The organism is Photobacterium atrarenae (genome assembly GCF_024380015.1).
Lineage (GTDB): Bacteria > Pseudomonadota > Gammaproteobacteria > Enterobacterales > Vibrionaceae > Photobacterium > Photobacterium atrarenae.
In genome coordinates this window covers 1,151,198-1,166,102 of the sequence record NZ_CP101508.1, presented here as the reverse complement: position 1 = coordinate 1,166,102, position 14,905 = coordinate 1,151,198, and the positions used below count along the sequence as shown (strand labels likewise).

At 54.3% G+C, this 14,905-nt stretch carries 11 protein-coding genes; 5 read left to right on the top strand and 6 right to left on the bottom strand.

All coding sequences use genetic code 11. The features are described 5' to 3' along the window. Positions 1-10 precede the first annotated feature (10 nt). From NNL38_RS05555 to NNL38_RS05540, 4 genes are all read right to left on the bottom strand, one after another. Complete coding sequence (locus NNL38_RS05555; RefSeq protein ID WP_255390031.1) at positions 11-3,079, bottom strand: efflux RND transporter permease subunit; 3,069 nt, start codon at positions 3,077-3,079, stop codon at positions 11-13. Between the two features lies 1 nt (position 3,080). Next, entirely contained in the window at positions 3,081-4,127 is a 1,047-nt protein-coding gene (locus NNL38_RS05550) for an efflux RND transporter periplasmic adaptor subunit (RefSeq protein WP_255390567.1), read from the bottom strand. A gap of 79 nt (positions 4,128-4,206) precedes the next feature. Beyond that, positions 4,207-5,232 (bottom strand): efflux RND transporter periplasmic adaptor subunit, encoded by a 1,026-nt coding sequence (locus NNL38_RS05545; RefSeq protein ID WP_255390030.1) that lies wholly within the window; start codon positions 5,230-5,232, stop codon positions 4,207-4,209. Between the two features lie 216 nt (positions 5,233-5,448). Continuing rightward, entirely contained in the window at positions 5,449-6,957 is a 1,509-nt protein-coding gene (locus tag NNL38_RS05540; protein ID WP_255390029.1) for a fumarate hydratase, read from the bottom strand. A gap of 274 nt (positions 6,958-7,231) precedes the next feature. Here NNL38_RS05540 and pabB point away from each other — a divergent pair, with 274 nt between their 5' ends. From pabB to NNL38_RS05520, 4 genes are all read left to right on the top strand, one after another. Next, on the top strand, positions 7,232-8,629 hold the full coding sequence (gene pabB / locus NNL38_RS05535; RefSeq protein WP_255390028.1) for an aminodeoxychorismate synthase component I: 1,398 nt from the start codon (positions 7,232-7,234) through the stop codon (positions 8,627-8,629). Between the two features lie 128 nt (positions 8,630-8,757). Further along, the gene (locus NNL38_RS05530; protein ID WP_255390027.1) at positions 8,758-9,357 is read left to right on the top strand and encodes a CoA pyrophosphatase; all 600 of its coding nucleotides are present in this window, start codon (positions 8,758-8,760) and stop codon (positions 9,355-9,357) included. Positions 9,358-9,548: 191 nt separating this feature from the next. After that, entirely contained in the window at positions 9,549-10,802 is a 1,254-nt protein-coding gene (locus NNL38_RS05525) for an aromatic amino acid transport family protein (RefSeq protein ID WP_255390026.1), read from the top strand. Positions 10,803-11,043: 241 nt separating this feature from the next. After that, positions 11,044-12,405, top strand: a complete 1,362-nt coding sequence (locus NNL38_RS05520) for an L-serine ammonia-lyase (protein ID WP_255390025.1) — start codon at positions 11,044-11,046, stop codon at positions 12,403-12,405. A gap of 115 nt (positions 12,406-12,520) precedes the next feature. Here NNL38_RS05520 and NNL38_RS05515 read toward each other — a convergent pair whose 3' ends face one another. After that, positions 12,521-13,114 (bottom strand): acetate uptake transporter, encoded by a 594-nt coding sequence (locus NNL38_RS05515; RefSeq protein ID WP_255390024.1) that lies wholly within the window; start codon positions 13,112-13,114, stop codon positions 12,521-12,523. Positions 13,115-13,174: 60 nt separating this feature from the next. Here NNL38_RS05515 and NNL38_RS05510 point away from each other — a divergent pair, with 60 nt between their 5' ends. Further along, on the top strand, positions 13,175-13,465 hold the full coding sequence (locus NNL38_RS05510) for a hypothetical protein (RefSeq protein ID WP_255390023.1): 291 nt from the start codon (positions 13,175-13,177) through the stop codon (positions 13,463-13,465). Between the two features lie 48 nt (positions 13,466-13,513). Here NNL38_RS05510 and NNL38_RS05505 read toward each other — a convergent pair whose 3' ends face one another. Next, positions 13,514-14,743, bottom strand: a complete 1,230-nt coding sequence (locus NNL38_RS05505) for a hypothetical protein (protein ID WP_255390022.1) — start codon at positions 14,741-14,743, stop codon at positions 13,514-13,516. Between the last annotated feature and the right edge of the window lie 162 nt (positions 14,744-14,905).

Below are 14,905 nucleotides of genomic sequence, written 5' to 3'. Positions count from 1 at the left end.
CCCACCCTCTTCAACTACTTTGCGGTAATGCTACCCGATGAAACAAGCGGTAGAGCACCGGCACCACGATCAGCGTCAGCACGGTCGCGAACCCCAGCCCGAACATAATGGTCACCGCCATCGGCTTGAAGAACACATCCGGCAGCAGTGGTATCATCCCGAGAATCGTGGTAATAGCAGCCATACAGACCGGCCGGACCCGGCTCACCGCAGCATCGACGATGGCCGCGTATTTCTCCTTACCACTGCTGATCTCAATCTCAATTTGGTCCAGCAGTACAATCCCGTTTTTCACCAGCATCCCTGATAAGCTGAGAAAGCCGAGCAATGCCATAAAGCCAAACGGGGTGTTAAGCAACAACAGGCCAGTGGTGACCCCAATCACCGCCAGCGGCACCGTAGCCCAGACAATCAGGGCTTCTTTGACTTTGTTGAACAGGAAGATGGTGATCAGGAACATAAACAAATAGCCCATCGGCATGGTCTGGAACAAGGAGGCCTGAGCATCAGCCGAGGACTCATACTCCCCGCCCCATTCCAGCGCATAGCCCGGTGGAAAGTCCAGCGCTTCGATTGCCGGTTGGATCCGCGTCTGCACCGTCGCCGCCGTTTCCTCGCCCAGTGGATCCGGATCAGCCATGATGGTCAGCATCCGTTTGCGGTTCTTGCGGGCGATCAACGGATCTTCCCAGCGGACATTGACACCGGCGATCACCTGTTGTAATGGTACATAACCGCCTACCGCCGGACTCCAGATTTTCATCCCTTCGATAGACGTCACATCGACCCGTTCGTCATCCGGCAGCCGGGTGACAATCGGCATCAGATTAGTCCCTTCTCGGTAGACCCCGACCGCCAGGCCGGAAAATGCCATTTGCAATAAATCATCGACATCCTGCTTGGTGATCCCGTAGCGCCGGGCCTGACTTTCATTAAATTCCGGCTCCAGGACTTTGGTCCGCTCCCGCCAGTCATGGCGGATGTAGAACGCGCCCGGATCAGCCTGCATGATTGCATCAACCTGCTTGGCCAGCCCGCGCAGCACGGTCGGATCCGGCCCGACCAGCCGGGCCTCGATTTTGGCGCCGGATGACGGTCCCAGCATGATCTGCTTGAGCTTGTATTCCAGCTCCGGATAGCGGGTATCCAGCTGCTGGCTGAACTGGCGCATCACCGGGATCACATCTTCAAAACTTTTTACCCGGATGATCAGCTCACCATAGGCGGCATAGCTTTTTTCCGGCGAATAGGTCAGCATAAACCGTTGCGAGCCCTTCCCGGCACTGGCACTAACATAGGTTACCGCCTCATTCTGGCGCAGTTCGGCTTCCAGTTCGGCCAGCTTGTCATCGGTCGCCCGGATGTCGGTCCCTTCCGGCAACCAGATATCCACCATAAACATCGGCGTGGTCGATGCCGGGAAGAAAGACTGCTTGAGCAAGCCAAAGCCATAAAGACTTACACCCAGCATCGCCACCAGCACAATCACCGTCAGCCAGGCCCGGCGCATGCACAGCTCGAGAAATGCCCGATACATCACAAACAACTTGCCTTTGTATGGATCCACCTCCTCATTGCTGCTGTCGTTTTTCTGCTGACGGAAAAACAGATCCGAGAAAAACGGAGTCAGGGAGATCGCGGTAAACCAGCTCAGCATCAGCGAAACCAGTAACACGCTGAACAGGGTCCGGCAGTACTCACCGGTGGAGTCCTGCGACAGCCCGATCGGCGCAAAGGCCATCACCGCAATCACCGTCGCGCCCAGCAGCGGCCACTTAGTCTGAGTGACGATATCCGAGGCGGCCTGCGCCCGGGTCCTCCCTTTCTGCATCCCGATCAGCACCCCTTCGACCACCACGATGGCGTTATCCACCAGCATCCCGAGCGCAATCACCAACGCCCCGAGAGAGATCCGCTGCAAGTCGATCGCCATCCATTTCATAAACACAAACGTGCCCAGCACCGTCAGCAGCAAAATCAAACCAATCAACAGTCCCGAACGCAGTCCCATAAAAAACAGCAGCACAATGATGACGATCGCCACCGCCTGGCCGAGGCTAATCACAAAGCCGCTCACCGACTTATCGACTTCGGTCGGCTGACTATAAACGGCACCGATATTGATCCCGATCGGTTGCTGCTCTTTGAGCTCGGCGAGACGAATTTGCACCCGCTGCCCGACTTCCACCACGTTGACCCCGGACGTAAACGCGACCCCGACATGCAACGCCTGCTTGCCGTTATAGCTGACCAGGTTTGATGGAATTTCCTTGAACCCCCGCCGGATATCCGCGACATCACGCAGGTAGATCAGACCCTCGGCACCGGTTTCCGTGATGATCAGGTTCCCCAGCTCATCCACACTCTGGAATTCTCCCGTCGGGTGAACCCGAATGTATTCATCACCAATCCGGACAGCCCCGGCGCTCGTGATCAGGTTCTGGGTTTGCAGGGTGTTATAAATCGTCTGCGGTGAGATCCCCAAACTACTCAGCCGCTGCATGGAGATTTCGATAAATACCTGCTCCTGCTGGGTCCCGGTAACCGACACCTTGGCCACGCCGTCGACCAGCTCCAGCTCCCGGCGCAGGTAATCGACATAATCACTCAACTCTTGATAACTATACCCATCCCCGGTGATGGCCAGCAGCACCCCGAAAACATCACCAAAATCATCAATGACCTGAGGCGCCTGCACTCCCGGCGACAGGCTGGGTGTCAAATCATTCACCTTGCGGCGCAGCTCATCCCAGATTTGCGGCAAATCATCCGGGCCATAATTGTTCTTCATTGTCACGGTGATCTGGGACAACCCGCGGCTGGAGATTGAGTTGATTTCATCCACATAAGCCAGCTGCTGGATTTCCTTCTCAATTGGATAAGTCACTTCCTCTTCGACCTGAAGCGGCGTTGCCCCCGGATACGCGGTCACCACCATGGCATCTTTGATGGTAAACGCCGGGTCTTCCAGCCGGCCAAGCCCAAAAAATGACAAGGTACCGCCAATGAGGAAGATCAGCGTCATCATCCAGCTGATCACTTTGTTTTGGATAAAATAGGCGGCAATATCTTGTTTCATCTTATTCAGCCTCGCTGCCGACAATACTGATCTGCTGTCCTTCCTGGAGACGGTTGCCGCCGGCAACCACGATCTGTTCACCGGCCTCCAGCCCGGTGCGAAGCCGGGCTCCTTGCGGAACCAGCTTATCAATGACCACCCGGCGTTTCGCCACCCGACGCTCAGCATCCACGACCCAGACAAACTTGTTCTCGCTGCCAATTGGATCGCCGTCCTGATTAAAAATAGCTTCGACCGGGATCACCGCTTCATTGTGCTGATAAATTTTCAGCTTCTGGGCATCTGCGCGGACTTCAACCGGCATGCCATCAAGAATAAATTGTTGCGGCGGCATCGGCATGGTCAGGGTAACCAGAAAAGAGCCCAGCTCCGGGTCCGGCTCGGTGGTAAACTCCTTGAGCCGGGCGTCATAGGCCGTACCGTCATTGAGAATAATCCGGGCCCCCGGCTGAGACTGCTCCACTTCCAGGGCTGTACTTTGCGAGTAGATCATATCCGGCGCCTGGATGATAATATCGACCCAGTCCGTACGGTGGATATTCATGATCCCCTGTCCGGCCTGAACATTTTCGAACTGCTCGACCGGGATCCGGGAGATCACGCCATCAAACGGCGCCCGGAGTTCAGTGAAAGTCAGACGTAACTTATTGAGGTTGAGCTGCGCCAGGGCGATCCGACGCTGGGCCCTGAGCTCATCAAACTGGGATTGGGACAAAAAACCACGCTTGACCAACTTGGCCGAACGCCGGTACTGGCTGTCAGCAACATCATACCTGGCCTGGGCATCATCCACTGCCAGCCGGTAATCGGTGGGATCAAGCTGCGCCAGCAATTGTCCCGTTTTCACTTTCTCGCCGGGGTTGATATGGATGCGGATCACTTCGCCGGGGATCCGAAACGACAAACGGGATTTATCCGCCGCAGCGGCTACTGCCGGAAAACTGACCTGGGGCGAACTCTGAGCCAGCTGTACGACTTGTACCTTCACCGGCGCCACGATAACTCTCGGCTCAATGGTTGGCTGCTCGCAGCCGCTCAGCCCCCCCATGCCCAACAGCCATAGCCACCGGTACCCAAGCCACGGCTTACGCCCACATCGATCACCTTGTCGCTGCCAAAATGTCATCCTACAGCCCTCGCTCTTTGACCCAGGCCCGGACTTTTTGACCTTCCTGCAACTGTTCAACCCCGGAAGTCACAATCAAGTCGCCGTCATTCAGGCCACCAATCACCCGTCGCTGGGCGTCCAGTTGAACGGCAACTTTGCTGACGACCCCCTGTGCGTCAACCCGCCAGACATAATTCACTTTCCCTTCGTGCATGATGGCTCTTGATGGCAACGCGCCGCTATTGCCGCTGGGCAATGATATCCTCACTTGGCCCGCCATCCCCGGCAGCAGGTTACGTCCCGCCGGCTTTTCCATCGACAGGGTGACTTTATAACTGGATGTTTTCGGATCTGCCTCGGTATCTATTTCCTTGAACTGGGCTGGGAAAATCTGGTCCGGCAGGGTATCAAAGGTAACTCTGGGCTCGGTATCATAGTCCCCTTGATAACGCGCCAGCAGGTGATCCGGTAACTGGAAGGTGACATTCATCAGACCGGCACTCTGGATATGCATCACCGGTTCTTTGGCGGCCACATATTCATAGTTCTCGACCATAGACAGCGATAGGTTGCCGTCATACGGGGCCAGCAAGGTGGCATAACCTAAATTTGCCCGCGCCTGCCCCAGAGCGGCAGTGGCCTGGCTGAGCGCAGCCTTGGACTCATCGTATTCCAGCTCTGAGATCACCCGCGTTCGTCGCAGCTGCTGATCCCGCTTAAACTGGACGGACGCCAGCGCATGATTGGCCTCGGCCTGTTCAAGCAGTTGCTCCAGCTCGTCAGTTTTCAGCTTGGCCAATGCCTGCCCTCGCCGAACCACGGCACCCGGCCTGACCGTGACCTGCTCCAACTGGCCGGACACCCGAAACGTCAATACCGCTTTGTCGCCGGCTTCAATCCGCGCCGGAAAGGTTCGATACGTGTCATTGTCGCCCACCGACACCGCCTGTAACTTCACCGGCCTGGACTCGGGTTCCGGAATTGTGACCGGCTCTTGGCAGCCAAGCAGCCAGATGCTGCTCACCGCAGCGACACACCATTTCATAATGCTCCTCAATCAGGACATACCAGAGAACAGACGAGGCCATCGAGATTAATAGTTTAGTCGATAACCGGCCAAGCTCCGGCGCAACTGACGAAAAGCGAAGGGAAAAGCGCGCAATCCCCAAGGACGAGACAGGTCTTCAACAGCGAGAATCTATGCCCGCCACATAAAAAAAGGAGCGCCGCAGCGCTCCTTTTGTCATGGTTCGCCTGATAATCAGGCATCCATTTCAGCAATTTTAACTTTCCAGGTATCCGGACCGGTCTGGTGGGCGTTGGTACCCTCAGCATCCACCGCAACCGTCACCGGCATATCTTCGACCTCAAACTCATAGATCGCTTCCATACCCAGATCCTCAAAAGCAACCACGCGTGCTTTTTTGATCGCCTTGGCCACCAGGTAAGCCGCGCCGCCGACTGCCATCAGATACACCGCTTTGTGCTCCTTGATGGACTCAATCGCTGCCGGGCCACGCTCTGCTTTACCAATCATCCCGGTCAGGCCGGCTTGGCTCAGCATCATGTCAGTAAACTTGTCCATCCGGGTTGAAGTTGTCGGGCCAGCCGGGCCCACCACTTCATCACCCACGGCATCCACCGGACCGACGTAGTAAATGAAGCGGTTGTTGAAGTCGACCGGGAAGTCTTCCCCCTTGGCCAGCATATCGGCAATCCGCTTGTGCGCCGCATCGCGGCCCGTCAGGATCTTGCCGGACAACAGCAGGGTTTCGCCTGATTTCCATTCCTGAACATCGGCTTTGGTCACCTCATCGAGATTGACGCGGCGAACGCTCTCGCCCACTTCCCAGGTGACTTCCGGCCAGTCTTCCAGTTTCGGCGGCGTTAGCTCAGCCGGACCGGTGCCGTCGAGGGTAAAGTGGACGTGACGGGTCGCAGCACAGTTCGGGATCATGCATACAGGCTTTGACGCCGCATGGGTTGGTGCGGTTTTGACTTTGACATCAACAACCGTGGTCAGGCCGCCCAGACCCTGGGCCCCAATCCCCAGCTTATTAACGCGGTTGAAAATTTCCAGACGCAGCTCTTCTTCCGCGTTCTGTGGGCCGCGCTCGATCAGCTCGTGAATATCAACCGACTCCATCAGGGACTCTTTCGCCAGCACTGCCGCTTTTTCAGCGGTACCACCAATGCCAATTCCCAGCATGCCCGGTGGGCACCAGCCCGCACCCATCAGCGGAACCGTCTTTTCAACCCACTCGGCAATATCATCCGACGGATTCAGCATCACCATCTTGGTTTTGTTTTCCGAACCGCCACCCTTGGCCGCAATTTGGATCTCGACCTTATCGCCCGGCACCATGTCAATGTGCACGACCGCCGGAGCATTATCACGGGTGTTTTTGCGACTGCCGGCCGGATCGGCAACAACCGAGGCCCGCAGCGGGTTATCCGGGTTGGTGTACGCCTGGCGTACCCCTTCGTCCACCATTTCCTGAACAGTCAAATCGCTGTCCCACTGAACATTCATGCCGATTTTGACAAAGCAGGTCACGATCCCGGTATCCTGGCAGATCGGGCGATGACCTTCGGCAGACATCCGGGAGTTGATCAGGATCTGCGCAATGGCATCTTTCGCGGCCTGGCTTTGCTCCTTGTTGTAGGCTTTTTCCAACGCCTGAACAAAATCCAGCGGGTGGTAATAAGAGATGTACTGCAGCGCATCAGCCACGCTCTCAATCACATCTTGCTTACGGATGACGGTCATAATTGCCCTCGTTGATTGTTATCATCGTGCGGCGCCCGGTCAATGCTTCCAGTATGGGACGTCGTTGCGCTTCGGATCGCTGCGTGTAGGGAATGCATGCAGTCTCAGCAACCACGGCCAGGTTATGGGCGATTCGCCTTTGTCAGCGGTTACCGGTGGGCAAATAAACTGACAAAGGAAAACGTTTGGGCGTCGTATTAAAATCTGTGTTTATGATACTCTTGCCAACAATCTCGCGCCATGCGCCAACCGAACACCTGTCACAAAAAAGAAAATGATTTGTAAATCACATCCTGAACTCAGCATTGAAGCCTTTGAGTACACCGAGCAGGCATCGCTTGTCTGGTTTGCGCCGCTCTCCGGCCAGCCATGGGCCATGATATTACGCTCTGCAGCCCAGGATCACCCGGATAATCGCTATGACATTCTGGTTGCCGATCCTTTAGCCATTTTGGAGACCCGCGGCGACATCACGCGCATCCGTTATGCCAACGGTGACGAGAAAACCAGCACCACCGATCCGTTCGCGCTCATCGAGCAACTCCAGGCAGAGTTACTGCCAGCATGTAAACCGATGACAGACGTTCCTTTTCTCGGCGGCGCCCTGGGATATTTTGCCTACGATCTCGGCCGCCGGGTCGAGCAGATGCCCTCGCTGGCAACCCGGGATATTACCGCTCCGGATATGGCGGTGGGGATCTACGACTGGGCACTGATTGCTGATCATCACACCCGCCAGCTGTATTTGATCTCACCGACAGGCAGCGAGCGCAAAGCCTGGCTGAAAGCCCAGGCCGCAGCATTCGAGAATGAAGCGCAACAATCCGACGACTTTTCATTAACAACATCGTGGGCGGCCAATATGAACAAGGCCGACTATGACAACAAATTTGCCCAAGTGCAGGCATACCTTCGCTCGGGCGATTGCTATCAGATCAACCTGGCGCAGCGTTTCTCCGCCAACTACCAGGGCGATGAATGGCAGGCCTACCTGCGCCTGGACCAGACCAATGGCGCGCCGTTTTCCGGTTTTATCCGTACCGATGAGCACGCTATCCTGTCGGTTTCTCCGGAACGTTTCCTTCAGCATCGCCAGGGCCGAGTTGAAACCAAGCCGATCAAAGGCACCCGGCCGCGGGGAGAGACGCCAGAGCAGGATCAGGCGAACGCCCATGCGCTGCAAACTGCCGAAAAAGATCGTTCAGAAAACCTGATGATTGTTGATCTGCTGCGCAATGACATCGGCCGCGTGGCCAGCCCCGGCTCAGTCAAAGTTCCGAAGCTGTTTGAAATTGAAAGTTTTCCGGCCGTTCACCATCTGGTCAGCACGGTTACCGGCGAGCTGGATAACAAATATTCACCGCTGGACTTGCTCCGTGCCAGCTTCCCCGGCGGCTCAATCACCGGTGCACCGAAAATCCGTGCGATGGAGATTATCGAGGAGCTGGAACCACATCGACGCAGCGTGTACTGCGGCAGCATCGGCTATCTCAGCCGCTGCGGCCAAATGGATACCAGTATCACCATCAGAACCCTGATTTCTCAACACGATACCCTGTATGCCTGGGCCGGCGGCGGGCTGGTGGCGGATAGCCAGGCCGACAGCGAGTATCAAGAAACACTGGACAAACTGAGTAAAATTCTGCCAATCTTGGAAGAACCGTTGAGATAATCAGCATTAGGTCAAGGAAAGAGCTCAGGAGAGCCGACCGGTACGCAAGTACTGCGGTGATCGCCCGATCACTTTGCTGCGGCAGCCAATTCGCTGTCGCAGGTTCAACTCCCGCTCACGGACGAGGCATGAACGAGCAGCAACACCTGTTAACCCGCTTTCTGCTTGCCCCTCAGGCAAACTATGATTCGAGCCATAGTGCACGGATCCGACAGCATCTTGCCCGCCGCCAGGCACTAAAGCAGGCAGCCGTGCTGATCCCGCTGGTTCCCCGCGGCAACAGCTTTCACGTCGTGCTGACCCGCCGTGCCAACCATTTGAAGCACCATCCCGGCCAAGTCTCGTTCCCTGGTGGCCGATATGAACCCCAAGATGTTGATTTAATTGAAACCGCTCTGCGAGAGACGGCAGAAGAGACTGGCATTTTATGCAGCAGAGAGCACATCCTGGGTCAATTGCCGGTCCTGCCGACCATCAGTGGCTATCTGGTGACTCCTTACCTCTCGGTGATCTCGCCAAACTACCGGCCAAGCCTGGATCCCAACGAAGTCGATGCGCTGTTTGAAGTGCCAATTCGCCACCTATTAAACCCGATGAATATGCATACAGAGCAGGTTCAAATCAACGGCTCGATCCACAATATTTATGCAATACCTTACCAGAAATATTCAATCTGGGGGGCAACTGCACAGATGATCAAACTCCTTTCATCGCAGCTCTGGTATTAGACAAAATTATCCGACACCATAGTTTTACTAATCACACCCGCCAACAGATAGTGATCTAGATCACCTTTAATTGTATTGCAATTTGCATCCGTTACATAACGAGATCTTGATCAAAGTTTTCCCCCGGTAAATCCTCACAATGCGCGCCGTTCCTATGTTCCGTTCCGTAACCATAATTTAGGTATATAACCATGAATACCACGTCAAACTCAGCAGTATCCTCTACTGCCAAAGCTAGTTGGACATATAAAGATTTTACCTGGGCCCTGTCGCTGTTTGGTACAGCGGTCGGTGCCGGTGTCCTGTTCCTGCCGATTAAAGCCGGTGCTGGTGGTTTCTGGCCCCTGGTGATCCTGGCGCTGATTGCCCTGCCAATGACCTGGTTTGCGCACAAAGGCCTGGCACGCTTCGTTCTTTCTGCAAAAAACCCAGAAGCTGACATTACAGATACTGTTGAAGAGCACTTCGGTAAAACTGGCGCGAACATTATTACTTTCGCTTACTTTTTCGCCATCTACCCAATCGTGCTGATCTACGGTGTAGGCATTACCAACACAGTAGACTCTTTCATGGTCAACCAGATGGGAATGGAATCTGTGCCACGTTGGCTGCTGTCTGGCGGCTTGATCCTGGCCATGACCGCCGGTGTCGTATTCGGCAAAGAGCTGATGCTTAAAGCAACGTCCATGATGGTTTACCCACTGGTCTTTATCCTGATTGCGCTGTCTATCTACCTGGTTCCTGAATGGAACACCTCGATGATGAGTGTTACCCCGGACTGGAGCGGCATGCCTTCAGTGATCTGGCTGGCCATTCCTATCATTGTGTTCTCGTTCAACCACAGCCCAATCATCAGCCAGTTTTCAAAAGAGCAGCGCCGAGTATATGGTGACAACGCTGCGAAGAAGACCGACATGATCACCGGCGGTGCCGCCATGATGCTGATGGGCTTCGTGATGTTCTTCGTCTTCTCCGTCGTGCTGTCGCTGTCTCCGGCTCAGCTGGCGGATGCCAAAGCTCAGAACATCTCTGTGCTGTCTTACCTGGCCAACATCCATGAGTCACCAATGATCTCGCTGATGGGTCCGCTGGTTGCCTTTGCCGCCATCACCTCAAGCTACTTCGGTCACTTCCTGGGTGCTCACGAAGGCTTGGTTGGCCTGGTGAAATCTCGTTCAGGCATGCCAGTCAGCAAAATTGAGAAAATTTCCCTGGCGTTCATCGTGATCACCACCTGGATTGTTGCTGTGGTTAACCCAAGCATCCTGGGCATGATTGAAACCATGGGTGCGCCAATGATTGCGGCGATTCTGTTCCTGATGCCTGTATTTGCCATGTACAAAGTGCCTGCCATGGCGAAGTACAAAACGACAGCGCCTGTTCGTCTTTTCACAGCACTGTGTGGTATTGCTGCCATTACTTCTGTAATCTACGGTGCACTGTAACGACGTATCGCGACAATTGTAGAAACGATGGCTGCGGCACATTATTCATACAAATAAATGTGCTACAACGCATAGTCATCTAAGACAATTTGCGTAGAATAGAGGATACTGAAGAGCAGGAAGCTTTTGCCGACTGCTCTTTTGTTTTTCTTGTGATCTCGCCAAGGAAGGGGCGGGAATTATAAAAACTATGACAGTCTTGGCCGGAGGCAGATCGCTTCCCCCGACTGAGGTAATTCGCATGATCAGTGTTTTTGATATCTTCAAAATTGGTGTGGGCCCTTCCAGTTCGCACACGGTTGGCCCAATGAAAGCAGGTAAAGAGTTTGTCGACGACCTGCGTGACATGGGCAAATTACGTGATCTCACCAAGATTACTGTAGATGTATATGGTTCTCTTTCTCTGACCGGTAAAGGCCACCACACAGATATCGCCATTATCATGGGCCTGGCAGGCAATAGTCCTGAAACGGTTGATATCGACAGCATCCCGGGCTTCATTGCCGGTGTTGAAGAAACTGAGCGCCTGTCACTGGACAACAACAACCATACGGTCGACTTCCCTCGCGACAGCGGGATGAACTTCCACACCACTAACCTTCCGCTCCATGAAAATGGCATGACCATCCACGCCTGGTGTGGTGACGAAGAAGTCTATACCAAAACTTATTACTCGATCGGCGGTGGCTTTATCGTCGATGAAGAAAACTTCGGTAAAGAAGCTGAATCAACCGTTCAGGTACCTTACGCCTTCACGACAGCAGAAGAGCTGGTTGCCAAGTGTAAAGAAAGCGGCCTGTCCATCAGCGGCCTGACCATGGCAAACCAGCGTGCCCTGAATACTGAGCAGGAAATTCGCGACTACTTTGCCGGGATCTGGAAAACCATGACCGAGTGTATGGAGCGCGGGATGAGCGAAGAAGGGATCCTCCCTGGCCCGCTACGTGTCCCACGCCGTGCCGCGGCGCTGCGTCAGCAACTGATGACCACTGAAAAGCTGAGCAACGACCCGATGACCGTGGTTGACTGGGTCAACATGTACGCCTTTGCCGTGAACGAAGAAAATGCTGCCGGCGGCCGCGTCGTGACTGCGCCAACCAACGGTGCCTGCGGGATTATCCCGGCCGTTCTGGCCTACTACGACAAGTTTATCCAACCGGTTGGCGAGAAGGAATATACCCGCTACTTCGCAGCGTCCGGTGCCATCGGTGGCCTGTACAAGCGTAACGCATCTATCTCTGGTGCCGAAGTCGGCTGCCAGGGTGAAGTCGGTGTCGCCTGCTCGATGGCAGCGGCCGGTCTGGCTGAGCTGATGGGCGGTAGCCCGGAGCAAGTTTGTATGGCGGCAGAGATTGCCATGGAGCATAACCTGGGACTGACCTGTGACCCGGTGGCCGGCCAGGTTCAGGTGCCATGTATCGAGCGTAACGGGATTGCCGCAGTGAAATCAATCAATGCTTCCCGCATGGCGCTACGCCGTTCATCCGATCCGCGCGTTTCGCTAGACAAGGTCATCGAGACCATGCTGGAAACCGGTAAAGACATGAATGCCAAGTACCGTGAAACCTCTCAGGGCGGTCTGGCGATTAAGGTGATTTGCTAATTTCGGCAACGCCTCATGATTGATAAAGCTACCTTCGGGTAGCTTTTTTTATGTCCGGCATAAAAAAACCTCGCCACAGCGAGGTTTTTTCATCACAAGCTTTCTGCGGATGACATTAAGCCGCAGCTTTCAGTGCCACTTTTTCTTCTTTATTCAGCTCGCCAACCGGTAGGATGGTGCGGCCGAATTCGTTGTTCAGCACCTGGGCCATCGCAAAGTAAATCGCGCTGGCACCACAGATAATGCCTTCAAACCCAGCAATGGTACCAATCAGCTCGCTACCGGTAAAATCACGCGCAGCCAGCAGGAAGAACAGTACCGTCAGAGAGCCGAAGACAAATTGCTTAGCGCGTGGGTAACACAGAGAACCGATAAACATGAAGCCGGTGAAAATCCCCCACAGCGTCAGGTACCAGCCCATGAAACCAGCCGGACTGGCTGGCAGCCCCATGTATGGCATCACGATCAGACCGACCAGGGTCAGCCAGAACAGGCCGTAAGAGGTGAAGGCCGTGGTACCGAAGGTGTCACCGCGCTTGAAGCACATCATGCCGACCAACACTTGGCTCAAGCCACCATAGAAAATCCCCATGGCCAGGATCATCGAGTCAATCGGGAAAAAGCCCGCATTGTGGATATTCAGAAGAATGGTCGTCATCCCAAAACCCATCAGGCCAAGCGGCGCCGGGTTCGCTAATTTTGTAGACATGAAGTGCCCCTACAGGAAGGTTCTCAAAAAATGTAATAAAAATTAAAAAATGATTGCACCTTGGGTGCGCGGCGCATTCTAAAGGAAGCAAAACGGCAAATCAATCCTGAAAACGCCGACTTTTTATCCAGAAACAAAAAACCATCGAATTTATATCTTCATCGTAAAGTTTTATTATGTTTAATCGTTAAAATAAATGTAACGACCTATGACACATCATTGAGAGCGTATAGAAGAGAAAACCAGGCACTGCCTGGATTTTCAGGCAAAGCGATCGGAGAAATCACAGCACACAATAGAAAAAAGCAGCTTCGCGCTGCTTTTTCAGAGAAAAGACGAGTTTTAGAATAATCGAATGATTCAACCCAAGTGGGTCTCAGGCTGCACCGAGGCTATTGCCTAAGGCAATGCGGGCGGTTGATCCTGAGGCTGCCGGGCTGTTTTGCCAGCGTCTTGTGATATGGACGGCTGGGCTGTAAGACCGCTCGGGAAATTGGTTTCAACAGGTGAACTGCCAGCCGCAACAGCCCGAGCCAGTTGAGCCTGCAAGGCCTGGATCTGTGCCTGCTGGGCACTCACCTGTTGACGCAGCGCAACAAGCTGTCGCATCTGCTCCGGATCCGGGGTCGCAACCTGACTGGCGGCCGCATACTGCTGCCGGGTCTCAGAAACCACCTCCTTGATCTGGGCCGCCTGCATCTTCAGCGGCCGATCCCGCAAGTCACTGTCATTCAGTGCCAACGAAATTTGCAGCAGCTTGGTTTCAATTTCCAGGAAGTGATTTTCATATTCATCGTCACTCCGCCCGCGCAGCGCCTGCACTTCCTGCGCGATATGAGCCGCATGGGCCAGCTCGAAGCGGATTTCCGCCACCGCTTGCTCAATTTGCTCGAAAGCTCTTGGCGAACGTTCAATCAAACCTTTGGCATTGAGGATTTCCGACTCGACCCTGGCATAACTGATGGGCGCATCTTCTTGGACATCATCGCGTCGCAGAACGGCCAGCGCCTCTTCCTGCGGTGCCACGTAAATTTTCTTAATGGTGCGAACTTCCAGGCTATGCCCCCGCTCCAGAAACTCTTCCTGCTCTTCTCCGGCTTCACTGAGTTCGTTTTCTTCCACCAGACGGAACAACTTGGCATACAAGCGGGTCAGCCGGACATACTCACTGCGGTAATAATGGCGAGCATCAATCGAGTTCAGGTAATTCAACTGCGTGATTGCCGGTGCCAGGACATCATCAGCCACCGTTTTCAGATCCTGCAGCGTCTCCAGAGCCAACGACACCCGCGAAATTTCTTCAAAATACCGATCCAGATACGTTTGTGAGGAAAACAGTGAATAGCTTTCAAATGCCAGGCTCGGCGTCTCCTTCAACTCCTGGAAAATGGTGGATGCCTTTTGCCAACTCGAAGTCAAAACCCCGTATTGTTCCGGTGAGTAAACTTCCAAGGCCGAAACAGCCACCAAACGTTGTTGCCATTGCTGATGGACGCTCAGCGCTTGCTGAAACCGATCTTCAGCATTGATTTGAGATGAAACTCCCTCTTCACCTTCAGGTGTGCTTGAACAGGCACTCAGTAAAGCAGCCAGACAAAGACAACAGGCTGCTTTCCCAATTTGTTTCATATCTCATTCCGCTGGTAAAAATGGCTATAGGCGGCCTGTGCTACTCCCAGGTCCGGTACAAAGCACCCGGCCAACGGAAACAGCGATGTCGGATGATCACGCCGCCACAAAATTGAGCAAACACTCAACAGTCTCTTAGTGTATCGGACTCACCCCAAATGA